General features: G+C 43.6%; 25 protein-coding genes. All 25 read left to right on the forward strand.

From position 1 onward, the window contains the following. Nucleotides 1-22: 22 nt before the first annotated feature. Nucleotides 23-490: an S-ribosylhomocysteine lyase gene (locus CD33_RS09385; RefSeq protein WP_036200335.1), complete on the forward strand. Its 468-nt coding sequence runs from the start codon at nt 23-25 to the stop codon at nt 488-490. 198 nt (nt 491-688) lie between these two features. Continuing rightward, entirely contained in the window at nt 689-1,555 is an 867-nt protein-coding gene (locus CD33_RS09390; RefSeq protein ID WP_036200337.1) for a YitT family protein, read from the forward strand. A gap of 61 nt (nt 1,556-1,616) precedes the next feature. Further along, nucleotides 1,617-2,006 (forward strand): cytochrome c551, encoded by a 390-nt coding sequence (cccB, locus tag CD33_RS09395; RefSeq protein WP_036200338.1) that lies wholly within the window; start codon nt 1,617-1,619, stop codon nt 2,004-2,006. A 284-nt stretch (nt 2,007-2,290) separates the two neighbouring features. Then, the gene (locus CD33_RS09400; protein ID WP_036200340.1) at nt 2,291-2,998 is read left to right on the forward strand and encodes a CoA transferase subunit A; all 708 of its coding nucleotides are present in this window, start codon (nt 2,291-2,293) and stop codon (nt 2,996-2,998) included. Beyond that, nucleotides 2,995-3,648 carry a CoA transferase subunit B gene (locus CD33_RS09405; protein WP_036200341.1) on the forward strand — a complete coding sequence of 218 codons (654 nt, stop codon included), beginning with the start codon at nt 2,995-2,997 and terminating at the stop codon, nt 3,646-3,648. The genes CD33_RS09400 and CD33_RS09405 overlap by 4 nt, the downstream gene beginning before the upstream one ends. A gap of 165 nt (nt 3,649-3,813) precedes the next feature. After that, a complete protein-coding gene (locus CD33_RS09410) occupies nt 3,814-4,443 on the forward strand; it encodes a TetR/AcrR family transcriptional regulator (protein ID WP_036200343.1) in 630 nt (209 codons plus the stop codon). Between the two features lie 95 nt (nt 4,444-4,538). Further along, entirely contained in the window at nt 4,539-5,681 is a 1,143-nt protein-coding gene (locus CD33_RS09415; RefSeq protein WP_036200345.1) for an acyl-CoA dehydrogenase family protein, read from the forward strand. 42 nt (nt 5,682-5,723) lie between these two features. Next, entirely contained in the window at nt 5,724-7,358 is a 1,635-nt protein-coding gene (locus CD33_RS09420; protein ID WP_036200417.1) for an AMP-binding protein, read from the forward strand. An 11-nt stretch (nt 7,359-7,369) separates the two neighbouring features. Then, nucleotides 7,370-8,731, forward strand: coding sequence for an acetyl-CoA carboxylase biotin carboxylase subunit (locus tag CD33_RS09425; RefSeq protein ID WP_036200347.1), 1,362 nt, complete (start codon nt 7,370-7,372; stop codon nt 8,729-8,731). Nucleotides 8,732-8,823: 92 nt separating this feature from the next. Continuing rightward, the gene (locus CD33_RS09430; protein WP_036200350.1) at nt 8,824-9,036 is read left to right on the forward strand and encodes an acetyl-CoA carboxylase biotin carboxyl carrier protein subunit; all 213 of its coding nucleotides are present in this window, start codon (nt 8,824-8,826) and stop codon (nt 9,034-9,036) included. Nucleotides 9,037-9,050: 14 nt separating this feature from the next. Then, on the forward strand, nt 9,051-9,971 hold the full coding sequence (locus tag CD33_RS09435; RefSeq protein WP_036200352.1) for a hydroxymethylglutaryl-CoA lyase: 921 nt from the start codon (nt 9,051-9,053) through the stop codon (nt 9,969-9,971). After that, on the forward strand, nt 9,956-10,735 hold the full coding sequence (locus CD33_RS09440) for an enoyl-CoA hydratase (protein ID WP_036200354.1): 780 nt from the start codon (nt 9,956-9,958) through the stop codon (nt 10,733-10,735). The genes CD33_RS09435 and CD33_RS09440 overlap by 16 nt, the downstream gene beginning before the upstream one ends. A gap of 15 nt (nt 10,736-10,750) precedes the next feature. After that, complete coding sequence (locus CD33_RS09445; protein WP_084591309.1) at nt 10,751-12,289, forward strand: acyl-CoA carboxylase subunit beta; 1,539 nt, start codon at nt 10,751-10,753, stop codon at nt 12,287-12,289. 516 nt (nt 12,290-12,805) lie between these two features. Then, nucleotides 12,806-13,741 (forward strand): HPr(Ser) kinase/phosphatase, encoded by a 936-nt coding sequence (gene hprK, locus CD33_RS09450; protein WP_036200357.1) that lies wholly within the window; start codon nt 12,806-12,808, stop codon nt 13,739-13,741. A 39-nt stretch (nt 13,742-13,780) separates the two neighbouring features. Beyond that, nucleotides 13,781-14,659: a prolipoprotein diacylglyceryl transferase gene (gene lgt / locus CD33_RS09455; RefSeq protein WP_036200360.1), complete on the forward strand. Its 879-nt coding sequence runs from the start codon at nt 13,781-13,783 to the stop codon at nt 14,657-14,659. A gap of 46 nt (nt 14,660-14,705) precedes the next feature. After that, nucleotides 14,706-15,341, forward strand: coding sequence for a pyrophosphatase PpaX (gene ppaX / locus CD33_RS09460; protein ID WP_036200361.1), 636 nt, complete (start codon nt 14,706-14,708; stop codon nt 15,339-15,341). 4 nt (nt 15,342-15,345) lie between these two features. Then, entirely contained in the window at nt 15,346-15,855 is a 510-nt protein-coding gene (locus CD33_RS09465) for an acyltransferase (protein WP_036200362.1), read from the forward strand. A 374-nt stretch (nt 15,856-16,229) separates the two neighbouring features. After that, nucleotides 16,230-17,396 (forward strand): ATP phosphoribosyltransferase regulatory subunit, encoded by a 1,167-nt coding sequence (locus CD33_RS09470; protein WP_036200363.1) that lies wholly within the window; start codon nt 16,230-16,232, stop codon nt 17,394-17,396. Then, nucleotides 17,393-18,016, forward strand: a complete 624-nt coding sequence (gene hisG / locus CD33_RS09475) for an ATP phosphoribosyltransferase (protein ID WP_036200365.1) — start codon at nt 17,393-17,395, stop codon at nt 18,014-18,016. The genes CD33_RS09470 and hisG overlap by 4 nt, the downstream gene beginning before the upstream one ends. Before the next feature lie 15 nt (nt 18,017-18,031). After that, the gene (gene hisD, locus CD33_RS09480; RefSeq protein WP_036200366.1) at nt 18,032-19,312 is read left to right on the forward strand and encodes a histidinol dehydrogenase; all 1,281 of its coding nucleotides are present in this window, start codon (nt 18,032-18,034) and stop codon (nt 19,310-19,312) included. Nucleotide 19,313: 1 nt separating this feature from the next. Next, on the forward strand, nt 19,314-19,919 hold the full coding sequence (gene hisB / locus CD33_RS09485; RefSeq protein ID WP_036200367.1) for an imidazoleglycerol-phosphate dehydratase HisB: 606 nt from the start codon (nt 19,314-19,316) through the stop codon (nt 19,917-19,919). After that, nucleotides 19,916-20,563 (forward strand): imidazole glycerol phosphate synthase subunit HisH, encoded by a 648-nt coding sequence (gene hisH / locus CD33_RS09490; protein ID WP_036200369.1) that lies wholly within the window; start codon nt 19,916-19,918, stop codon nt 20,561-20,563. The genes hisB and hisH overlap by 4 nt, the downstream gene beginning before the upstream one ends. After that, nucleotides 20,557-21,315: an imidazole glycerol phosphate synthase subunit HisF gene (gene hisF, locus CD33_RS09495; RefSeq protein WP_036200371.1), complete on the forward strand. Its 759-nt coding sequence runs from the start codon at nt 20,557-20,559 to the stop codon at nt 21,313-21,315. The genes hisH and hisF overlap by 7 nt, the downstream gene beginning before the upstream one ends. After that, complete coding sequence (gene hisIE / locus CD33_RS09500) at nt 21,312-21,950, forward strand: bifunctional phosphoribosyl-AMP cyclohydrolase/phosphoribosyl-ATP diphosphatase HisIE (RefSeq protein WP_036200372.1); 639 nt, start codon at nt 21,312-21,314, stop codon at nt 21,948-21,950. The genes hisF and hisIE overlap by 4 nt, the downstream gene beginning before the upstream one ends. Nucleotides 21,951-22,155: 205 nt before the next feature. Next, entirely contained in the window at nt 22,156-23,679 is a 1,524-nt protein-coding gene (locus CD33_RS09505) for a tetratricopeptide repeat protein (protein WP_036200374.1), read from the forward strand. The last annotated feature ends 68 nt before the right edge of the window (nt 23,680-23,747 follow it).

Below are 23,747 nucleotides of genomic sequence, written 5' to 3' on the forward strand. Positions count from 1 at the left end.
ACTTGGAAACGGGGTTTGAAAAATGCCAAAAATGAATGTCGAAAGCTTCAATCTAGACCATACAAAAGTAGCTGCTCCCTATGTCCGCCTAACAGGTATGAAAGAAGGGCAAAATGGCGATGTTGTACGAAAATATGATGTCCGTTTTAAACAGCCCAATGTCGAACATATGAAAATGGATGCCCTTCACTCGATCGAGCACTTAATGGCGGAAAATATCCGCAACCATACTGACCATGTTGTGGACATGAGCCCAATGGGATGCCAAACCGGTTTTTACTTAACTATGATAAATCATGATAATTACGATGAAGTATTAGCAATTTTAGAAAAAACATTACAAGATGTCGTAAAAGCAAATGAAGTTCCTGCATGTAACGAAGTACAATGCGGCTGGGCTGCGAATCACAGCTTGGAAGGTGCAAAAGAACTGGCAGCAGAAATGCTGGAAAAACGCAGCGAATGGTCAATCATTTTCAAAGAAGATTAATAGACGCGCTAGGGTAGTCCTTAAAAGGGCTATCCTTTTTTTGTCTTATTTAAAGAAGCAATGGAGGTTGTTCAATAATATTGGAAATTCCCTTGCAAAACCCCTTCATCTTACTAAAGTTCTCTTTTTTCAGGTTGTTTGTTATAATCATGCAGGAGAAATTTTGAAAATGAGAACTTGATGTGAGTGAGGAAATATATGAGCAAAATTAACAAGAATAATGTATCCAATTCTACAAAAGATAGCATTAAGGAATACATTTATGTACTTCTTGGAGCAGCAATTATAGCATTTGGATTTAACGCATTTTTATTCCCCAATCAAGTAGCTTCCGGAGGCGTCAGTGGGATTAGTACCATTTTAAATGGTCTTTTTGGTTGGAATGCAGGTATTGTTCAATATGCTTTTAATATTCCGCTGTTCATTGCAGGGGTAGTCGTTTTAGGCAAAAATTTCGGGCTGAAATCATTTGTCGGGACGTTGGCACTTCCATTTTTCGTTATAGTATTTAGCAATATGGGTGCTTTAACGACAAATGCACTATTGGCTGCTCTTTTCGGGGGAATTATTGTCGGTTTAGGTATTGGTTTCGTATTTAAAGGGAATGCTTCTACTGGTGGTACTGATTTATTGGCACAAATTATTACCAAATATACCGGACTCACATTAGGGACAAGCGTTCTTTTAATCGACGGCATCATTGCAATTAGTGCAGCATTGGTCTTTGATTTGGAAAAGGGCCTGTATGCGTTGATCGGTCTCTTTGTAACGACAAAGACCATCGATATTGTCCAGTTAGGTTTTAGCCAATCAAAAATGGTGTATATAATCTCTAACAGACAAGATGAAATTCGTGATGCAATCTATGCGGATATTGATCGAGGCGTTACAAAGGTGCCTTCCTTTGGCGGGTATACCGGGGAAGAACGTCTTATGCTGATGGTTGTTGTCTATCAATCAGAATTCACAAAGCTGAAACAAATCATCCAAACCGTTGATCCGACTGCTTTTGTGATAGTTTCCGATGCTTATGAGGTTCTGGGCGAAGGTTTCAAACGTGTATAACTTTGGTATAATGACCAATGTAAATCGTAATTTTAATATAATTTTTTGGAGGGGTTCAAAAATGAAAAAAGCAATGTTGGCACTAATTTTCGGTTCAGCATTATTCCTGGCTGCTTGTGGTGGCGGCAATGACGAAGCAACAGATACAGGTAATGACACAGCTACGGAAGATAAGGCGACAGACGAAGCAACAGATACAGGTACAGGTGATACTGCTGGTGGCGCAGATGCAGGACATGGTGAAGAACTTGTTAAATCAAATTGTATCTCATGCCATGGCGGTAATTTAGAAGGTATGGGTAATACACCTTCGTTGGCAGATGTCGGCAGCCGACTTTCTGAAGATGAAATTCATGATGTCATTGTAAATGGTCGCGGCGGGATGCCAGGTGGTTTGTTGCAAGGTGAAGATGCTGAAGCAGCGGCTGCTTGGTTAGCTCAACAAAAATAATTCAATTACTGAATCTAAGAAGACAAAGTCATGATGATGGCTTTGTCTTTTTTGCGTTTAGCGTGATTAAAAATGAACAAAACAGAATTCATAAAATTCATCAAGACACTCATAAAATAATAAGAGGCACTCTGCTCAGCTGGTCGATAGTCAATAATGACTATTGCCTCTTTACGATGAAAATATCATTTTTTCAAATAGTAGTAAAATTTAGAATATAGTAGTTTACTAGTTGGAAATCATATGCTTATAATAGAGGTAAATTTACTCGAAGGAGGGATTTTGTGTCCAAAGTAGAAAAAACAATACACGAAATAGTTGGAACTATGCAGGATGGCGCGACTATTTTAGTTGGCGGGTTTGGTCTTTGCGGTATTCCGGAGTATGCAATCAAGACAATTCGTGAAAAAGGCGTTAAAGATCTGACGGTTGTCAGTAATAACTGCGGCATCGATGACTGGGGCTTGGGATTATTACTTTCCAACAAACAAATAAAGAAAATGATTTCTTCATACGTAGGTGAAAACAAAATATTTGAGCAGCAGTTCTTAAGTGGAGAGCTGGAAGTAGAGCTTACACCACAAGGAACATTGGCAGAACGAATTCGGGCTGGCGGGGCCGGCATTCCAGCATTCTATACAGCGACCGGTGTTGGAACACCAGTGGCAGAAGGAAAGCCAGTAAAGATATTTGACGGCAAGGAATATATTGAGGAACGTGCGATTACCGGGGATTATGCTTTTGTCAAAGCATGGAAAGCCGACAAACTAGGTAACCTTATTTATCGGAAAACTGCACGTAATTTCAATCCGATCATGGCTACAGCAGGAAAAATCACCATTGCTGAAGTGGAGGAAATCGTAGAGGTGGGGGAATTGGATCCGGATGCAATTCATACACCGGCAATATATGTGCAACATGTAATTTTGGGAGAAGGCTACGAAAAAAAGATTGAAAAACGGACGACAAGAGTTGAGGAGGCGATTGGATGACGGACGTAAAACTGCGGATTGTCAGACGCGCGGTACAAGAAATCGAAAACGGGATGAATGTGAATCTTGGAATCGGGATGCCGACATTAGTAGCCAATGAAATTCCGAGTCATTATCAAGTACTGCTCCAATCGGAAAATGGATTGTTGGGCATTGGTCCATATCCTTACGAAAACGAGGTGGATCCAGACTTAATCAACGCCGGGAAAGAAACGGTTACAACTGTACCGGGGGCAACTTTCTTTGACAGCGCCGAAAGTTTCGCCATGATCCGTGGAGCACATATCGATGTGGCGATTCTGGGGGGAATGGAAGTTTCGCAAGAAGGCGATTTGGCGAATTGGATGATCCCGGGCAAGATGGTAAAAGGCATGGGTGGAGCGATGGATCTGGTTCAAGGAGCGAAGCGGGTCATCGTGATTATGGAACATGTTTCAAAATACGGGGAATCAAAAATAAAAAAACAGTGCACATTGCCGTTGACTGGGAAACGGGTCGTCCACCGGCTTATTACTGATTTAGCTGTCTTTGACTTTACGGAAAATGGCATGGTTCTTATCGAGACCGCACCTGGTGTTTCAGTGGAGGAAATTAAAGGGAAAACGGAAGCTGATTTCACTATTAGTGAAAATCTGAAAAACTATGCATAAAGCAGAAAATAATAGTATGTTCGACATTATATATGTTATTTTACTAGATTCGAAAGTGGATGGATGCTATATTGTAAATAGAGAATATCGACAATTTGCGAAAAAATTACCGTATTTCACAAGAAATGGAACGGAAATATAAGGGGTGATTGATGGGGGAGGGAGATGAAGTTGGTCGTACAATCGCTGAAAGAAAGAATCATTGAAACAGCACTGGACCTATTTCAACAAAAGGGCTACCACGGTGTATCGGTAGATGAAATTGTCGAAACAGCGGGAACGTCCAAGGGTGGCTTTTATCATAAGTTCAAATCCAAGGATGCTTTGTTATATGAAATACATGATGTGTTCATATCACATGTGTTAAATGAAACAAAAATTGCATATGACGAAAATGAAACGCCAATCGATAAAGTTTGCGCCATGTTGTATGCGTTTACAAATGTATTTGATGTTTATCAGCGGCATATTACCGTCTTTTATGATGAAAGTGCGTATTTACCGCACGAATTAAAAATTATTATCAAAGAAAAACGGACGGAATACCGTAAGTTAATTGAACAGGTGATTGAGGATGGAAAGAAAAGCGGGCATTTCCGACCTGAGATTTCCACCACCATTACGACAATGGCTATCATCGGGTTGGTCAACTGGACATACAAATGGTACCGGCAAAATGGCAGTTTAACAATGAAGGAAATTACATTGCATTTTAACGACTTGATTTTAAGGGGTATTTTAACAGAACAAGGGAATCAAGAGGCAAAAGACAAAAAATACATTTTGCAGGAATAACTAGTTGACCAGTCACCTAAGCCTGGTTTTTTAAAAATCATGTACAAACCGACTAGTCGGTTCTGCCGAGTAGTCAAAACTAAGGGGGAATACGGATGAATTTTGAACTATCAAAAGAACAAGAAATGATTCGTGACATGGTGAAGGAGTTTGCGCAAGAAGAAATCGCTCCTTATGCGCGTGAGTTGGATGAGAAACATGAATTCAGGAAAGAAAGCTTTGATAAAATGGCGGAGCTCGGCTTATTCGGCATTCCGTTTCCTGAAGAATATGGCGGTTCGGGAGGGGATACAATCTCCTATGCTTTGGCGGTGGAAGAAATCGGCCGCGCTTGCGGAGGTACGGGCTTGAGCTATGCAGCTGCAGTCAGTCTGGGGGCAACACCATTTTATAACTTTGGGACAGAAGAACAAAAACAAGAATATCTCGTTCCAATGGCACAAGGAAAGACACTCGGTTCATTTGGACTGACAGAACCGAATGCAGGATCCGATGCAGGGGGCACAAGGACAAAAGCTCACCTTGACGGTGAAGAATGGGTCATCAACGGTGAAAAATGCTGGATTACAAATGCAAGTTATGCAAGGCAGGTTGTTGTGACAGCGGTAACAGGTAAGGATGAACGAGGAAAAAACATCATTACGGCCCTTATAGTCCCAACCGACACACCGGGTGTCACTATCCGTTCTGATTATAAAAAGATGGGTGTACGTGCATCGAATACTTGTGAAATCATTTTGGAAAACGTCCGGGTGCCTCGCGAAAATGTGCTGGGTGATGAAAAGAAAGGGTTCGGTCAGTTCTTGAATACGCTCGATGGCGGCCGTATTTCAATCGCTGCACTTTCAGTCGGCATTGCACAATCGGCGTTTGAGAAGGCACTGCAATATTCGAAGGAACGTGTACAATTTGGCCAATCAATCTCAAAGTTGCAGGCAATCCAGTTTAAATTAGCTGACATGGCGATGGAAATCGAACTTGCCCGCAATATGGTAATGAAGGCAGCATGGTTGAAGGATCATGGGAAGCCGTTCAAAAAAGAAGCGGCTTTTGCGAAGCTTTTTGCCTCTGAGATGGGATTCCGTACGTGCAATCAGGCAATCCAAATCCATGGAGGTTCTGGTTATATGGCGGAGTATGATGTGGAACGTCATTTGCGCGATATCAAACTGATGGAAATCGGGGAAGGTACATCCGAAATCCAACGTGTCGTTATTTCACGACTATTGGGCTGTTAGAACTTTGACAAATTCATAGGGGGAGGAATGCGTGTGGCAGAATTGGTGTATCAAACGCTTGGTGAGTTGCTAGAAGAGAAGTGTGAAAAATATCCGGAACGAGAGGCATTGGTTTATACGAACGAAAATTTGCGTATGACCTATGCCCAGTTCAATAAGCACAGTGACTTGGTGGCAAAAGCCCTTATGGCGATCGGACTGGAGAAAGGCCATCATTTTTCGGTATGGACGACGAATGTACATCAGTGGCCGGGTCTACAGTTCGGTTCGGGTAAGATGGGTGCGCCGCTAGTAACGGTCAATACAAATTACCGTACAAGTGAATTGGAATTTTTGCTCAAGCAATCCGATTCAAGGGCCATTATCTTAATCGACCAGTATCGGGACCATTCTTTTATCGAGACATTATATGAAATTTGCCCAGAATTGAAAGACTGCGAGCCTGGACATTTGCAAAGTGAGCGCCTTCCGCTTTTGAAAACTGTAATTGTAATAAGTGATCAAAAATATCCCGGCACGTTCAGCTACGATGAATTTTTGGCAAATGGCAGCGGGGTGTCCGATGAACAGCTGGAGAAGCGCAAACAATCCTTAAAATATGATGATGTCATTAATATTCAATATACATCAGGAACTACCGGTTTCCCTAAAGGCGTTATGCTCAGGCATTCCAACCTGATCAATAATGCGATCAATATTGCGGAATGCATGAAGCTGACTCACGAAGACCGTCTTTGCATTCCTGTACCGTTCTTCCACTGTTTCGGATGTGTGATCGGAACATTGGCCATCGTTTCCGCTGGAGGCACAATGGTTCCTGTACAAGAATTCCATCCAGAGGAAGTTCTCCGTACTGTAGAAAAAGAAAAATGTACGGCGCTGCATGGGGTGCCCACGATGTTTATCAGTGAGCTCAATTTGCCGAATATTAAGGAGTTTGACTTATCATCATTACGGACTGGCGTCATGGCAGGTTCCAATTGCCCGATTGAAGTGATGAGGGACGTCATCAACATAATGGGAATGGAAGATGTGACAATTTGCTATGGTCAGACTGAATCGTCGCCCGTCATCACACAGACCCGAGCGGATGACCCACTCAATCTTAAAGTAGAAACGGTTGGCCGTGCTTTGCCGAATGTTGAAGTGAAAATTGTGAAGCCTGGTACTAACGAGGAGCTCCCAAGAGGAGAACAAGGCGAAATTTGTGCACGCGGATATGTCGTAATGAAAGGTTATTACAACAATCCAGCTGCAACCGAAGAGGCGATCGACAAAGACAACTGGCTTCATACCGGCGACCTTGGCACAATGGATGAAAATGGGTACGTAAGAGTTACCGGTAGACTGAAGGATATGATCATTCGCGGTGGCGAAAACATCTACCCTCGTGAAATAGAAGAGTTCCTTTATCAACACCCAAAAGTGCTTGATGTGCAGGTGACGGGGGTTCCGGATGAGAAGTACGGAGAGGAAGCCGTAGCCTGGATTATCCTGAAAGAAGGACAAAATGCGACTGAAGAAGAGATAAAGGAATTCTGTACCGGGAAAATTTCAAGGCATAAGATTCCCCGTTATGTCTTTTTCATTGACAGCTATCCAATGACAGCGTCGGGGAAAATACAGAAGTTCAAACTTCGTGAACAGTTCAAAGGCTTCGTCAAAACATTGCAGTAGGAGGGTGGATTATGTTCAAAAAAGTACTCATTGCGAATCGGGGAGAAATTGCAAGACGCATCATAAAAACTTGCAAAAGACTGGGCATCGACACAGTGGCGATTTATTCAGAAGCCGATGCGAACAGCCTTCATGTTAAAGAGGCAACAGAAAGCTTCTGTATAGGCAAACCGCCTGTCGCTCAAAGTTATTTGAATATTGATGCCATTCTGGATGTGGCAAAGCAGACAAATGCCGATGCAATACATCCGGGTTACGGATTATTATCCGAGAATGCCAACTTTGCAAAAAGGGTGGAAGACGAAGGGTTGACGTTTATCGGACCTAAGTCGGATGTCATTAAAATGATGGGCAGCAAACTGGAAGCGCGTAAAACGATGGAACAAGCCGGTGTGCCGATTGTGCAAGGTGTCAATGATCCGATTGCCGATACGGATGAAGCAGCAAAAATAGCCGGGGAAATTGGCTATCCGGTTATGCTGAAAGCTTCTGCCGGGGGCGGCGGAATCGGAATGCAGCTAGTGAACAATGAGGAGGAGCTTCGCAAAGCATTTGAAGGCAATCAAAAACGTGCACAAAGCTTTTTCGGAGATGGCACAATGTTCATCGAAAAATTTATTGCAGAGCCGCATCATATCGAAGTGCAGGTGCTGGCTGATGAACATGGAAATGTCGTCCCAATTTTCGAGCGCGAATGCTCCATCCAAAGGCGCAATCAAAAGGTTGTGGAGGAAGCACCGTCACCATTCATATCCGAAGAAACACGTAAGAAAATGCTTGATGCCGCTGTGGATGCAGCAAAGCATATCGGTTATACAAATGCGGGAACGATCGAGTTTCTTGTAGACCGGGAGCAAAACTTCTATTTCCTTGAAATGAATACTAGGCTCCAAGTAGAACATCCGGTAACGGAGGAGATTACAGGACTGGACCTTGTGGAACAGCAGCTGAAGGTTGCCGATGGCGAGAAGCTTGCTTTTACAAGGGAGGACATCCAGAAAAAAGGGCATGCAATCGAGGTGCGAATTTATGCTGAGCACCCGGTGACATTCTATCCATCACCAGGAAAAATCACGAAACTTGAATTGCCACAGGGTGAAGGAATCCGCCATGAGATAGCAGTAGAAAGCGGGAGCGATGTTACACCATTCTACGATCCAATGATTGCAAAGTTGGTCGTGTTTGGAAAGACGCGGGAAGAAGCATGTGCAAAATTGGCGGATGCTTTACGTAACTATGAAGTCGAGGGAATCCAAACAAATATACCGATGTTATTGGAAACGGTGACACATGAACAGTTCCAAAAAGGCATGACAACGACGAAGTTTGTAGAGGAATATTATTTACCAAAAGTAACAACAGTCGGTAAATAAGACGAGAAGTGGCGCGAATGATTGGACTTTGGCGAGAACATATCGAACGCGTGCCGCTTCTCTACATTCTATATTACGCGGAGGGAAAATATATGACAATAGTAAAAGCAACGATGGCAGGGACAGTATGGAAGGTTTTGGTGACGGAAGGGGAGCAAGTGGCAGCTGATCAGGACGTTGTCATTTTAGAATCCATGAAAATGGAAATTCCGATTGCTACGGAAGAAGCAGGAACAGTAAAACGCATTATTGCTTCGGAAGGGGATTTTATTAACGTAGACGATGATTTGCTTGAAATTGAATAAGGGGAGTGTAGCCCATGCAGCTGCCGAAACAAGTACAAATTAAAGAAGTCGGACCACGCGATGGATTGCAAAATGAAACGTTGTTCATTCCAAGTGCCGACAAAGTCAGCCTTGTTAATCGGTTAAGTGAAACAGGACTGAATTATATTGAAGTGACGAGCTTCGTGCATCCAAAATGGATCCCGCAACTTGCAGACGCTGTAGAGGTATTGAAAGAAATTAAGCGAAACACCGACGTTACTTACGCTGCACTTGTACCGAACAGCAAGGGGCTGGAAAGGGCACTTCAAGCTGAAGTCGATGAAGTAAGCATCTTTATGTCAGCAAGTGAGGGACATAACAAAGCGAACATCAATAAATCCATCGATGAGACGTTTCCTGTATTGAAAGAAGTGGTGGATGGCGCCCTGGCTGCCGGCAAGACGGTAAGGGGTTATATTTCCACCGTCATTTCTTGCCCTCATGATGGCTATACAAAACCAGAACAAGTCGTGTACGTGGCTGAAAAATTATTTGATCTGGGTGTTTCGGAAATATCGCTCGGCGATACAATCGGCGTCGGGGTACCGACACAAGTGGATGCCCTGTTGGTGGAAATGTTGCGTCATTTCAAAGCGGATCGGCTTGCAATGCATTTTCACGACACACGCGGTACGGCATTGGCAAATGTTATGGCGAGTCTTGCGCACGGCATTACGAAATTCGACAGTGCCATCGGGGGACTTGGCGGCTGCCCGTATGCGAAAGGGGCAACAGGCAATGTGGCGACTGAGGATCTATTGTATTTACTTCATAGGATGGGCATCGAAACAGGCGTCAACCTGGATAAAATCCAGAAAACAGCACTCTATATGGAGCAGATTGTCGGTAAAAAACTATCATCCAAACTGGTGGCAATAGCACGGGGGGAGGAACAATCATGCGAAATTTCGTAACAGTGGAGATACAAGATGGTGTAGCAGTCATTCAATTTACCAGAAGTGAGGCCGCCAACGCGTTATCCGTTCAAATGTTACATGAAATCAACGAGGTGTTGGAAGAGATTCACTATAATCGTTTCATCCGTGCCGTCATTGTTACAGGCGCTGGAGAAAAAGCATTTTGTGCGGGTGCGGACTTGAAGGAACGAAAAGGAATGAATGAAGAAGAGACCCGTAAAACGATTGCCTTGATCGGCAAAACCGTGAATCACTTTGAAGCGCTTGCCCAGCCTGTCATAGCGGCGATAAATGGGGTCGCATTTGGCGGGGGTCTTGAGCTTGCACTTGCATGTGATATTCGAATGGCCAGCAGCACGGCGAAACTCGGATTGACTGAAACCGCTCTAGGGATCATCCCGGGTGCGGGGGGGACGCAGCGACTCCCTCGCCTTATTGGGATCGGGAAGGCGAAGGAACTGATTTATACAGCCCGGCGAATATCGGCAGAGGAAGCATACCGATACGGGATTGTGGAGCACATCGTGGAACCGCAAGAACTGCTCGATCAGGCCAAAATTCTCGCACACGAGATAGGAAAAAATGCGCCTCTTTCACTCATTCAAGCGAAAACAGCCATCAATCAGGGGATGCAGACGGATATTTCGACTGGACTGCAGATCGAAACATTAGCTTATAGCCGTTTACTCCAAACGGAAGACCGTTTGGAAGGATTAAAAGCTTTTCAGGAGAAACGCTCACCAGTCTATCATGGCAAATAAAGGGGGATGGGAGAAATGACAAAATTGACAGCTGATAAGAATTATCAACAAATGAAAGATACCGTGTTAAAAGGCGGTCATGAAAAATACCATGAGAAAAATAAGGAACAGGGGAAATTATTTGTTCGCGAGCGTCTGGAGCTGCTGTTTGACGAGGGGTTAATGGCCGAGGATGGAACGTTTGCCAATGTACTTGCAGGCGACCTACCTGCAGATGGCGTCGTCACGGGTATCGGAAAAATCCACGGACGGACTGTGTGTGTAATGGCAAATGATTCAACAGTCAAAGCAGGCTCTTGGGGAAAAAGGACGGTCGAGAAAATTATACGAATCCAGGAGACTGCCGAAAAATTAGGGGTACCACTCTTTTACTTGGTGGATTCGGCAGGTGCGCGTATTACGGATCAGTTGGAAATGTTCCCGGGCCGTCGTGGAGCAGGCCGGATTTTTTATAATCAGGTGAAATTGTCGGGCCGCATTCCGCAAATCTGTCTACTATTCGGCCCTTCAGCAGCGGGCGGCGCGTACATCCCTGCCTTTTGCGATGTGGTTGTCATGGTGGAAGGGAATGCCTCCATGTATTTAGGCTCGCCCCGTATGGCGGAAATGGTTATTGGGGAAAAAGTCGATCTTGAAACGATGGGCGGCGCGAAAATGCACTGTTCGGTTTCGGGCTGCGGCGATGTGCTTGCAAAAACGGAGGAAGAGGCAATTGCCTATGCAAGACAGTACATTAGCTATTTCCCGGATAACTTCAAAAATAAGCCGAAAGTGGAAGAGCCAAAACTACCCGCAACGTTTGAGAAATCCATTGAGGAAATTATCCCGGAAAATCAAAACGCGGCGTTTAACATGTACCACTTGATTGACCGGATTATCGATGAAGGTTCTTTCTGTGAAGTGAAAAAGCTATTCGCATCTGAAATCATCACCGGCTTTGCGCGCATCAATGGCCAGTCTGTCGGCATTATTGCCAATCAGCCCCGGGTCAAAGGCGGCGTGTTATTCCATGATTCAGCAGACAAGGCAGCGAAATTCATCAGCCTATGTGATGCGTTCCATATCCCGCTTCTCTTCCTGGCAGATGTTCCGGGATTCATGATTGGTACACAGGTCGAGAAGATGGGGATAATCCGCCATGGTGCGAAGATGATTTTTGCGATGAGTGAAGCAACTGTGCCGAAAATTACTGTCATTGTCCGCAAGGCCTATGGTGCAGGACTTTATGCGATGGCCGGCCCAGCTTTCGAACCGGATGTATGCATTGCATTGACAGGCGCACAAATTGCAGTAATGGGCCCGGAAGCCGCAGTGAATGCGGTCTATGCCAACAAGATTGCAGCATTGCCTAAAGAGGAACAGGCAGCATTTATTGAACAGCAGCGTGAAGAATACCGAAAAGAAATTGATGTGTACCGACTTGCGTCCGAGTTGATTATCGATGATATCATTGAACCGAATGAACTTCGCAGGACGTTGGAGCTTCGCCTAGAAGCCTATAAATCGAAAAACCAGACATTCACGGAGCGCAAACATGGTGTTAGTCCGGTATAACACACCCGATAGTTTATTTTCCCGCTGAAAATTAAATTATAGTAAAGAAGGGTGCCTCAACCATTTGGAGGCACCTTCAGAGTGTAGACAAAGTCGATCTTCGACTTTGTCTACACTTTTTTTTAGTCTATTTCCTTCAACGGAAAATTACCCAGACTGTCTTGAAAACGCTTGGCAGACAAGGCGGGCAGTCGAGTGAAGACCCGAATAGAACAAAACGTTCATGAGGGGACGAGCGAGACAACCAACGCAGGATGAAAGCGTTTGTCAACAGTCTGAAGGTGCCTCAACCATTATGAGGCACCTTTTTATGTTGTTGGCGGTTCGAATCGGTTTATGGAGAATTCCCAACTGAAGTGCGCTCCATTCATTCTCGAAAGAAGCAATCAGGCCGCAAGATTTATTGCACCGTTCCCTTCGATTTGGTACAAGATTAAATACAATCTATGTGTAACATGTTAAAATAGGTACTATATGCCAAGTGTATGGATCACAGGTTGATAGGGGGTAATGAGTATGCAGGTAACGACAAAGGAAGTCGTAGAAAAATTCAATTTAACGCTAGTAAGCGGGCATGAAGGGATTGGCCGTTATATTACAACGAGTGATATTTCGAGGCCAGGACTTGAAATGGCAGGCTATTTTACACATTATCCTGCAAATCGGGTTCAGTTAATCGGCAAAACTGAATTATCTTTTTTTGAAATGCTCCCAACGGAATTAAAAAAGGAGCGGATGTTGAAACTTTGCTCACATGAAACTCCCGCTATCGTCGTTTCACGAGGTTTGGAAGTGCCGGTGGAATTGATTGCCGCTTCCAATGAAAATGATGTTCCGGTATTGAGCACCTCAATGAAAACTTCAAGTTTCTCCAGTAGGTTGACGAATTTCCTGGAAAGTGAATTAGCGCCAACAGCAGCTGTGCATGGAGTGCTGGTCGATGTATATGGAATAGGCGTTTTAATTATCGGAAAAAGCGGTGTTGGTAAAAGTGAAACAGCCCTGGAGCTCATAAAAAAGGGACATCGGCTAGTTGCGGATGATTGTGTTGAAATCCGCCAAGAAACGGAAGACTTGATCATCGGCAGTCCACCACCTCTCTTGGAGCATCTTCTGGAAATCCGGGGGATTGGCATCATCGATATCATGACCTTGTTCGGCGCCAGTGCAATCCGTCCAACAAAACGAATTACATTAATCATTGAGCTGGAAAACTGGGATCCGGATAAAACCTATGATCGATTAGGTTTGGATGAAGAGAAAATGAAAATCATTGATACAGAAATTACCAAATTAACGATTCCTGTCCAACCAGGACGAAATGTATCTGTAATTATAGAGGTAGCAGCGATGAATTACCGATTGAAAAAAATGGGTGTAAACGCGGCACAGGAATTTTCCAGGAGATTAGATGAAGTCATCGCAATTCAAGATGAGATGGATGACTATTAACGCCTTAATAAGGATGTTCTAGATGAGAGGGGTATTTAAATGGAACAAGTTTTACTTGCAATAAACCCTGTTGCTTTTTCGCTAGGGAACTTGGAAGTACGATGGTATGGAATCTTGATAGCTTTAGGAATTGTACTAGCTTATTTTGTTGGCCAAAGAGAGGCTGTGAAAAGAGGATTACCTGAAGACTTCTTGGCAGATTTGTTAATTTGGGCGATCCCAATCTCGATTATTTCTGCCCGCATCTATTATGTTTCAATGAAGTGGGAGTATTACGGAGCGAACCCCGAGAAGATAATCCAAATTTGGAACGGTGGTATCGCCATTCACGGCGCTTTAATTGGTGCTGTCATTACTGCTTTCATCTACTGTAAGAAAAAAGGGTTCAGCTTTTTGAAGGTGGCAGATATTCTTGCGCCAAGTCTTTTGATTGGACAAATTATCGGACGCTGGGGCAATTTCATGAACCAGGAAGCTTACGGTGGCCCAGTATCCCGTGAATTTTTGGAAAATCTAATGATCCCGAATTGGATTATTGAACAAATGTACGTCCAAGATCTTGGTACATATGTTCATCCAACGTTCCTATATGAATCACTTTGGAATGTAGTTGGCCTGATTATCCTGCTGATTTTAAGAAAAGTGAACTTGCATCGCGGAGAAATTTTCTTCAGTTACATGATCTGGTATTCAATCGGGCGTTTCTACATTGAGGGCATGCGAACGGACAGTTTATATTTGATTGAGGAATTATTGCGTTCTGCACAAGTCGTATCGATTTTAGCGATTGTTTTGGGGATTATTCTCATTGTGTACAGACGAATGAAGGTGCGTCCAGTAGTTCGTTATCTCGATGAAGAGAAAGTTGCTGGCAACAATGCGAAAAATAACGCCAACAATAAAGTGAAAAAAAAGTAGGCAATTTACGGGGCTCGTAAAGAGATAAAGGAGTTGCAAAACCACCATGAAAGCTTTGCTATTTGATTTTGACGGAACATTATTAAATACCAATGACCTTATCATTCAAACTTTTATGCATGTACTAGAAGAACGATTTCCTGGGCAATATTCGCCAAAAGATTGCATGGATTTCATTGGACCGTCATTAAAAGAAACCTTTGAACAAATAATACCAGACGAACTAGACGAAATGATTGAGAAATATCGACAATGGAACTTGGCCAACCACGACACATTGGTGACGGAATATGAAGGAGCAGTCGATACGTTAGAAAAACTGCACGAAAAAGGGATCCGACTTGCGATTGTATCGACAAAAAGGCGTGCAATGATTGAAAAAGGGTTGGAACTGATGGGAGCTAAGCATCTTTTTGAATTGGTGGTCGGATTGGACGATGTAAAATATGTCAAACCTAATCCCGAGCCAGTTCTATTGGCGATTGAAAAATTAAGCGTCAATAAGGAAGAGGTCATGATGATTGGGGATAATTATCATGATATTATTGCAGGTCAAAAAGCAGGTGTGAAGACTGCCGGTGTTGCATGGTCCATCAAAGGAGAACAGTTTTTGAGCCAATTTAATCCGGACTACATTTTACAGCATATGTCCGATCTATTAACGATAGTGGAGGAATCTTAATCTGATGAGAAGGACGGAACGATACCCTGTTCAAGGAGCAAACTCATTATGGAAAGTCTATCAAACGGTGTCATTCTGGAAAGTGATGAAGTGCTTTATATTCATTCAAATTGGCCGAATCACGCCGTTCATGAGTATGAAAAATTGGATTTATCGTACGTTTCTACATATGAAAATCGGTGAGAAGTCATCTCTTGCACTGATGGTGATGCCGGATTCAATGTTTCCTGAAAGAATTACAATCGGCAATAACACGATCATCGGTTATAACACAACAATCTTGGCCCATGAATATTTAATTGAGGAATATCGTTTAGGCGACGTGAAGATAGGCAGTGAAGTGATGATCGGCGCCAATTCCACCATCTTGCCCGGAGTGGAGATAGGAGATGGGGCGATTGTTTCTGCCGCAACCTTGGTGCATAAAGATGTTCCTGCCGGCAGCATGGTTGGGGGAAATCCAATGCAAATCATCTACACAGCCGAGCAAATGGCCAAAAGAAAAAATCAATAAGTATTGCAGGAATCTGGGAGTATGAGCGTGCTCCAGATTCTTTTTTTGTTGGAAAAACTCTCAATTATACAATCTCCAGCAAACCACTCCATCGGCAACATAAAACGATAATCTCTACTAATACTCTATACCCAGCCTTCACACCATCAACCCTCCTCCTAAGCAGATTCTTGCCACCTTGCAGTACAAATTTCTCTACTAACTTGAGAAAAGGTATAATGGAAGTAATCATAATTTTTATAATATTTTATGAAAATAAACTATTTTATAAATCAGAGGATTGACGAATGGATAGTAGTTCGGTAGAATTTACTTTAATATATCAGTTCTCTAATTCTCTAGTGTACTAAAGTAAAGGTAATAGGAGTGTCATTATGTCATCGATAAAAATGTTTGAAAAACCATTAGGAATGCGTGATACATTCCCCATCACATATGAAAAAACAGAAAAGGTGCGCCAAATAGGCCGTGAATTTTTACGTGCACGTGGCTTTGATTTTATCCAAACACCAAGTCTTGAGTACTTTGATACAGTCGGAAAAGCATCCGCAATTTACGATGCTTCATTATTTAAATTGGTGGATAGTCAAGGCAATACGCTCGTGCTGCGCCCGGATATGACCACACCGATTGCACGGGTGGCAACTTCAAAATTGTTAAAGGAAAAGATTCCATTGCGACTATCGTATTTTGCGAATGTTTTCCGGGCCCAACAATCCGAAGGTGGACGTCCGGCGGAGTTTGGCCAGATGGGCATCGAAATCATCGGTGATGAATCAGTTTTCGCGGATGCAGAGGTAATCATTACAGTGATTCATTTAATCCAAGCTTTTGGAATCGATTCATTCAAGATTACGATCGGGCATGCCGGAGTACTGAACTGTATTTTAAAAGACTACACAGAAAGCAGCGAACAAGCGGATACTTTGCGAACTTTATTAGTTGAACGCAATTACGTCGGCTTTGAAGAAGCGGTTGAAAGCTTCGATCTACCAATAACGAAATCGAATGCACTACTGCAATTTATCAGTGAAGCGACAAATTTTGTCTCCATTGGGGAAATAGAGAAGTATGTACGTAAAAATGATTCCCTCAAATACATGCAGCAGCTAATGGAACTAATTGAAGTGGGCGGTTTAACGCAATATGTCGCATTAGACTTTACATTATCGAGTCATATGAACTATTACACGGGCATGCTTTTTGAAGTATTTGCCCAAGGAAGTGGCTTCGCATTAGGGAATGGGGGCCGTTACGATGGGTTATTGCAGCATTTTGGAACAAACGTAGGGGCCACTGGTTTCGGGATCCGTGTTGATCGAATTTTGGAAGTACTACCATCAGAACCGTCCCCGGATCAAACAGTTGCCATCATTTTTGAAGAAGTGTTGTTTGCGAAAGCGCTAGAAATGGCAGGCGCTTATCGAGCGGAAGGGAAGCGTGTGACATTGCAGTCCCTTAAAGGATTGGCCGATGAAAAAGCCTTTACAAAACACTTTGACAAAGTCGTGTATGTCAGCCAGGAGGATGGAGCAGAATGAGTCACTTAACAATTGCGATGCCGAAGGGGCGAATTTTTGAAGAAGCATATCAGATGCTGATCGATGCGGGATTTAATTTGCCGGAGGAAGTGGAAATGTCCCGTAAACTATTGATCGAAATACCAGAAGAACAGATTCGGTTTATTTTGGCAAAACCGATGGATGTACCTGTTTATGTGGAACATGGAGTTGCGGACATTGGAATTGCGGGCAAGGATACATTATTGGAACTGCGCCGAAATGTACATGAACTGCTGGATTTGAAAATCAGCCAATGCTATATTGCATCGGCAGGTTTGCCGAACACAACGATGAATGAGATTGCGCCACGCATTGCAACGAAATATCCCAATATTGCCATGAATTATTACAAGGAAATTGGTGAGCAAGTTGAAATAATCGAGTTGAACGGTTCCATCGAACTCGCGCCGATGATCGGTTTGGCCGACCGCATTGTTGATATCGTATCAACCGGCAGAACGTTAAAAGAGAACGGTCTGGTGGAATACGAACATATTACGGATGTTTCCTCCAGGTTGATTGCAAATCCGGTCAGTTATCGAATGAAAAGTGCACGCATACAAGAATTAGTGTCACGCATGAAAAATATTGTCGGTTAGGAAGAAGGGCTATTTGTGAAAATTACTAAGTTATCGAACATTATATCTTTAAAAAGGCAGCTTGAAGGTGGAAATGAGGAACAATTAAAAACTGTTCGGCAGGTGCTTTTGGATGTGCGTGAAAATGGGGATGCAGCTATCAGCAAATATAGCCAAATGTGGGATGGCGTTCAATTAGACAACTTTCGCGTAGCTCAAACCGAGATCGACGATGCGTTGCTGAATTTCGACCCCCAGCTTAAAAAGGATTTAGAAGAAGCAGCCGCCAACATCCGATACTATCACGAAGCTCAAAAACGAGATGGCTACAAGCTTCCTCTGGACAATGGTTCGTGGTTGGCACAAAGAATTATCCCGCTCGATGCGGTTGGTTTGTATGTGCCCGGTGGATTGGCAGCATACCCTTCTTCCGTTTTGATGAATGTCATTCCTGCCCAAGTAGCAGGAGTTCAACGAATTGTCATTACTTCCCCAGCGGGAAAAGATGGGAAACTCCCTGATGCCGTTCTCGTGGCCGCATCCATTTTGGGAGTCAATGAAATCTACAAGGTTGGTGGGGCACAGGCAATTGCGGCACTTGCTTACGGAACGGAAACGATCGCCCCTGTTGATAAGATTACAGGACCAGGGAATATTTATGTTGCATTGGCCAAACGGGAAGTGTTTGGTGAAGTGGCCATTGATATGATTGCAGGACCGAGTGAGATTGCAGTACTGGCAGATGACACAGCCTACGCTGATGAAATTGCCGCAGATCTATTGTCCCAGGCGGAGCATGATGCTTTGGCTTGTGCAGTGCTCATTACAACAAGTGAACAACTTGCAGAAGATGTGGCCGCTGAGGTGGAAAGACAATTAAGCAGCCTGCCAAAGGAAACAATCGCCCGACAATCAATTGAAAATTTTGGTCAAATTTATATTGCGGAAAATTTGGAGCAGGCGATTGGTGCCGTAAATTCATTGGCTCCGGAGCACTTGGAGATTGTCACGGCCAATGCCGAGGAAGATTCTTTGAAAATTCGCCATGCAGGTGCGATTTTTATCGGCCGATATAGTTCGGAGCCGGTAGGAGATTATTTTGCCGGAACAAACCATGTGCTGCCAACGAATAGTACAGCACGTTTTGCAAGTGGTTTGAATGTGGATGACTTTATTAAACGGTCCAGTGTTGTTTACTATAGTGAAAAAACATGGGAAGAAAACGCCCCGAAAATTGCGCGTCTTGCAAGAATGGAAGGATTGGAAGGGCATGCCCGCGCAGTAGAATCGCGTGGCTGGACAAAAGGAGGCAATTAATATGACAGAACAAAAGACACGGTTTGCCAAGATTGAACGAAATACAAACGAAACGAAAATCTCCGTTGAATTGAATCTGGATGGTGACGGAAAGGCAGAAGTACATACAGGTGTACCTTTTATGGACCATATGCTCGATTTATTCATTAAACATGGTTTGTTTGATGGCAAAATACTCGCGGATGGGGATACGCATATCGACGATCACCATACAACCGAGGATATCGGCATAGTTTTGGGGCAGGTCATCCGTGAAGCACTTGGCGATAAAAAAAGCATCAAGCGCTACGGAAATGCCTTCGTGCCGATGGATGATGCATTGGCGCAAGTGGTCATTGATTGTTCGAACAGGCCGCATTTGGAGTATCGGGTAGAACCTATATTGAAAGAAAAAGTAGGCACATTTGATACGGAATTGGTGCATGAATTTTTATGGAAATTTGCATTGGAAGCACGCATGAATGTTCACGTCATCGTTCCTTATGGCCAAAATACGCATCATATTATCGAGGCCATCTTTAAAGCCTTGGCGAGGGCAATCGATGATGCGGTGCAAATCGATCCGCGGGTGAAGGGCGTACCATCGACGAAAGGGTTGTTGACATGAAAATCGGCGTAATTGATTATGGCATGGGCAATTTATTCAGCGTGGAACAGGCGTTGGAAAGACTGAATTGCGAAGTTGTCGTCTCTGCAACCCCCCACGAATTGGCGGCTGCCGATGCGCTGATCCTGCCGGGGGTGGGGGCATTTCCTGATGCAATGAAACGCCTATCTGAAACAGGTTTGGACGGTTTTATCCGTGAACAAGTAGATGCCGGCAAACAGCTTTTAGGCATTTGCCTAGGAATGCAATTGCTGTTCGAGGAAAGCGAAGAAGTCGCTCCGACGAAAGGCTTCGGGTTCTTCAATGGAAAAATTGCCCGGTTTTCGGGTGAAACAACGGATGGCATCCAATATCGCGTCCCTCATATGGGCTGGAATACACTTGATTTCAAATGCTTGCCGAAATGGTTGGAAGACATCAATCTACCGGAAAGTAAATATGTTTATTTTGTGCATTCATTTTATGCAACCCATATCAATCGGGAACAACTAGTGGCCAGTGCGGAATATTTTGATGCCCAAGTGCCTGGGGTAATGCAAGCCGACAATGTTTGCGGGATGCAGTTCCACCCTGAAAAGTCGGGTGAGTTCGGAGTGTTCTTGCTCGAACAATGGTTAAAAGGTGTGGAGGTGCTAACATGCTAACGAAGCGAATTATCCCTTGCCTTGATGTAAAAGAAGGACGTGTTGTAAAAGGTATTCAGTTCGTGGAGCTGCGCGATGCGGGAGATCCGGTTGAACTTGCCAAGTTTTATGATGAGCAAGGGGCCGACGAGCTTGTCTTTTTGGATATCTCCGCCTCCCATGAAGGCCGTGAAACGATGGTCGATGTCGTAAGAAAAACAGCCTCAAGCTTGGCCATTCCGTTTACGGTGGGTGGAGGAATCCGCACATTGGAAGATATGAAACGGATACTGCGTGCAGGTGCGGATAAAGTCTCGGTAAATACTTCTGCATTGGAACGTCCGCAACTAATCAAGGAAGGTTCTGATTTCTTTGGTGCCCAATGTATCGTTGTGGCGATTGATGCCAAATTTTCAGAGGAAGACGGCACTTGGATGGTTTATACCCATGGTGGACGCAACAAGACGGATTGGCAAGCAGTGGAATGGGCAAAAGAAGCGGTCCGCCTTGGTGCAGGCGAAATCCTGCTGACAAGCATGAATCAAGACGGTGAAAAATCGGGTTTTGATTTAGCTCTGACAAAAGCTGTCCGTGATGCCGTGACAGTGCCTGTTATTGCAAGCGGCGGTGCCGGGAACGCGGATCATTTTGTCGAAGTATTGAAAGAAGTAGATGCGGATGCCGCTCTGGCAGCATCCATTTTCCATTATAAAGAAACGAGCGTTGCTGAAGTGAAATCGGTTCTACGCGAAAAAGGGGTTTGTGTCAGATGATTGAAGGATTAAAGTTCGATGACAAAGGGTTAATAACAGTAGTGGTACAGGATGCACAAACGAAAGATGTGTTAACGGTAGCTTACATGAATGAAGAGTCGCTGCAAAAAACAATCGACACAGGCGAAACTTGGTTTTATTCCCGCTCGAGACAAGAGCTTTGGCATAAAGGGGAAACAAGTGGAAATGTACAAAAGGTTGTTTCCATCAAAGCGGATTGTGACAAGGATGCGTTGGTAGTCGAGGTTTTACCGGCAGGACCTGCATGCCACAACGGAACGTCGACTTGTTTCACAAATACAATAGTAGAAAAGACGGACGTCGGGTCTGTCGACATTATTCCGCAGTTGGTGAATATCATCCGCCAACGTGAAATCGATATGCCGGAAGGTGCTTACACGACATATTTATTTGAAAAAGGGATCGACAAGATTTGCAAAAAAGTCGGCGAAGAAGCAACGGAAGTCGTTATTGGAGCGAAAAACCGGGACGCTGAGGAAGTGAAGTGGGAAACCGCAGATTTGCTTTATCACTTGCTTGTGCTGCTGCAGGAGCAAAAAGTGGATGTGTATGATGTACTGGAAGTGTTAAAAACAAGACATGCCGAGAAAAGGGCAAGCACCAAAAATATATAATGATCAACCCTATTCACTAAAAGCCGGGAATAAATTAGAAGTACAAAATACTAAAATAATGACGTATCGCGTAATTATGTTATAATAAGTTTAATTGTGGAGGAACGTACTATACGTTCCTTTTGCTTTGTTTTAGCGGCTTTTCGGGCTTGCGAAGCAATGTAATTACGCCAAGGTGTAATGAATTTAGTTCGGAGGATGTACTTTGGAAAATCAACGTCAAAAAGAAAAACCAAATAATGTTGTATCGTTTATTCCAAACGGTGATTATTATTTCAATAAAGCGCTCAAAGCCATGGATAAAGACCAAATGGATAAAGCGTATAAATATATGAAACGGGCAGCAGAGCTTAGCCCGGATGATGCGCATGTATTAATGCAGTTCGGCATTTTGGAAATGGAAGCCCAGAACTTTGAAAAAGCCTATGAACTAATTCATACCGCCTACAGCTTGGAGCCAAGTGAACCGGAGCATGTCTTTTTCTTGGCAGAAGTTTCAGGTTGCATCGGGATGGTGCGCGATGCCCAAAAGTATGCAGAAATGTATATTAAAATGGAACCCGACGGAATGTATGTAGAAGAGGCGGAAGAAATCATCGAATTTGTTCAATTCGAAGAAACTGATGAAGAACCATTCAATGAAGAAGACTCCGAAAAGTTAGTCGCTCAGGAAAAAGCACGCCGTTTTATGGAAAACGGCCAATTCAACGAAGCAATTGAGGTTCTGGAACAGCTGATTGAACGTTTCCCGGATTTATGGCCGGCTTACAATAACTTAGCATTGGCTTATTTCTATATCGAGGAAGCGGAACAAGCAAAAGCATTGCTGCATCAAGTCTTGCGTGAAAACTTGGGGAATCTGCATGCATTATGCAACTTAGCGGTTATTGCATACTATGAGAAGGATGAACAAGATTTAACCCAGCTCGTTGAAATGCTGAAGAAAATCAACCCATACGACTGGGAAAATCGCTATAAGCTTGGAGCGACATTAGCTTTGATCGGTGAGCATGATATGGCTTACAAATGGCTTCAAAGCATGAAACGGAAAGGCTTTGCCGGGGACACTGGCTTCTATTTTTGGTTGGCGCAGGCCGCTTACTTCAGTGGCCATGTGGAAGAAGGGAAGCAGGCTTGGAAAATACTTGTGGATATCGATCCTTCAAAGGATGGGTTTGAACCGTGGCTTGATGTGGAACCGGAAGCGGATAGCGAATCCTTGGAAAATAACCGGGATTTTATTATCGAAAAAATTTCCAGTGAATTTAGCACACACCGCATGTTTGGATTTTTCTTGCTCAGCAAATCAGCTTATAAGCAAGAAATAATTGCACATCCTAAAATTATCGATCTTGCAAAATATAGCGGGGTTGAAAAGCTTTGCTTGGCATATGCACTCGGCCATCAATTTGATGAATCAAAAGAGATGGAAAGGCATTTTCTCCGTTCAATGCAAGTGGCGGAGGAGCTTTTTAAAAGCATCGAAACCATTACATCGGAAATCCAATATTTATTCCAGATGTGGTTTGTATTAAGTGAACGGGCGCTGAAAGATGAATACCAATTTAAAAACATCAAAGCATTGGCTGCAGCAGTGGAGTATATGTTCTTTTCGACGATCAACAGCAACAAAGTGACGAAAAAGCACTATGCGCAAAAATTTGGCTTATCCACTGCAACGTTGACCAAGTATGTTGAAGAATTAATCGAATACCTTCCATTTGACTAGCAGGCAATAAAGTTGAAGTTGCAGCCAGATTGTCCTAGGATAATAAAAGAAGGAAATATACTTTAATC

Origin of the sequence: Ureibacillus sinduriensis BLB-1 = JCM 15800 (assembly GCF_000772955.1) — a bacterium.
Lineage (GTDB): Bacteria > Bacillota > Bacilli > Bacillales_A > Planococcaceae > Ureibacillus > Ureibacillus sinduriensis.

Bases quoted from the DNA above. Each gene is read 5' to 3' on its own strand.
- CD33_RS09465 (WP_036200362.1), top strand. From the start codon at position 15,346: ATGAGAAGGACGGAACGATACCCTGTTCAAGGAGCAAACTCATTATGG.
- hisG (WP_036200365.1), top strand. From the start codon at position 17,393: ATGAGTCACTTAACAATTGCGATGCCGAAGGGGCGAATTTTTGAAGAA.
- ppaX (WP_036200361.1), top strand. From the start codon at position 14,706: ATGAAAGCTTTGCTATTTGATTTTGACGGAACATTATTAAATACCAAT.
- hisH (WP_036200369.1), top strand. From the start codon at position 19,916: ATGAAAATCGGCGTAATTGATTATGGCATGGGCAATTTATTCAGCGTG.
- CD33_RS09440 (WP_036200354.1), top strand. From the start codon at position 9,956: ATGCGAAATTTCGTAACAGTGGAGATACAAGATGGTGTAGCAGTCATT.
- CD33_RS09390 (WP_036200337.1), top strand. From the start codon at position 689: ATGAGCAAAATTAACAAGAATAATGTATCCAATTCTACAAAAGATAGC.
- CD33_RS09445 (WP_084591309.1), top strand. From the start codon at position 10,751: ATGACAAAATTGACAGCTGATAAGAATTATCAACAAATGAAAGATACC.
- CD33_RS09385 (WP_036200335.1), top strand. From the start codon at position 23: ATGCCAAAAATGAATGTCGAAAGCTTCAATCTAGACCATACAAAAGTA.
- hisF (WP_036200371.1), top strand. From the start codon at position 20,557: ATGCTAACGAAGCGAATTATCCCTTGCCTTGATGTAAAAGAAGGACGT.
- hisB (WP_036200367.1), top strand. From the start codon at position 19,314: ATGACAGAACAAAAGACACGGTTTGCCAAGATTGAACGAAATACAAAC.
- hisIE (WP_036200372.1), top strand. From the start codon at position 21,312: ATGATTGAAGGATTAAAGTTCGATGACAAAGGGTTAATAACAGTAGTG.
- CD33_RS09435 (WP_036200352.1), top strand. From the start codon at position 9,051: ATGCAGCTGCCGAAACAAGTACAAATTAAAGAAGTCGGACCACGCGAT.
- CD33_RS09405 (WP_036200341.1), top strand. From the start codon at position 2,995: ATGACGGACGTAAAACTGCGGATTGTCAGACGCGCGGTACAAGAAATC.
- CD33_RS09415 (WP_036200345.1), top strand. From the start codon at position 4,539: ATGAATTTTGAACTATCAAAAGAACAAGAAATGATTCGTGACATGGTG.
- CD33_RS09410 (WP_036200343.1), top strand. From the start codon at position 3,814: ATGAAGTTGGTCGTACAATCGCTGAAAGAAAGAATCATTGAAACAGCA.
- CD33_RS09425 (WP_036200347.1), top strand. From the start codon at position 7,370: ATGTTCAAAAAAGTACTCATTGCGAATCGGGGAGAAATTGCAAGACGC.
- CD33_RS09470 (WP_036200363.1), top strand. From the start codon at position 16,230: ATGTCATCGATAAAAATGTTTGAAAAACCATTAGGAATGCGTGATACA.
- CD33_RS09430 (WP_036200350.1), top strand. From the start codon at position 8,824: ATGACAATAGTAAAAGCAACGATGGCAGGGACAGTATGGAAGGTTTTG.
- hprK (WP_036200357.1), top strand. From the start codon at position 12,806: ATGCAGGTAACGACAAAGGAAGTCGTAGAAAAATTCAATTTAACGCTA.
- lgt (WP_036200360.1), top strand. From the start codon at position 13,781: ATGGAACAAGTTTTACTTGCAATAAACCCTGTTGCTTTTTCGCTAGGG.
- cccB (WP_036200338.1), top strand. From the start codon at position 1,617: ATGAAAAAAGCAATGTTGGCACTAATTTTCGGTTCAGCATTATTCCTG.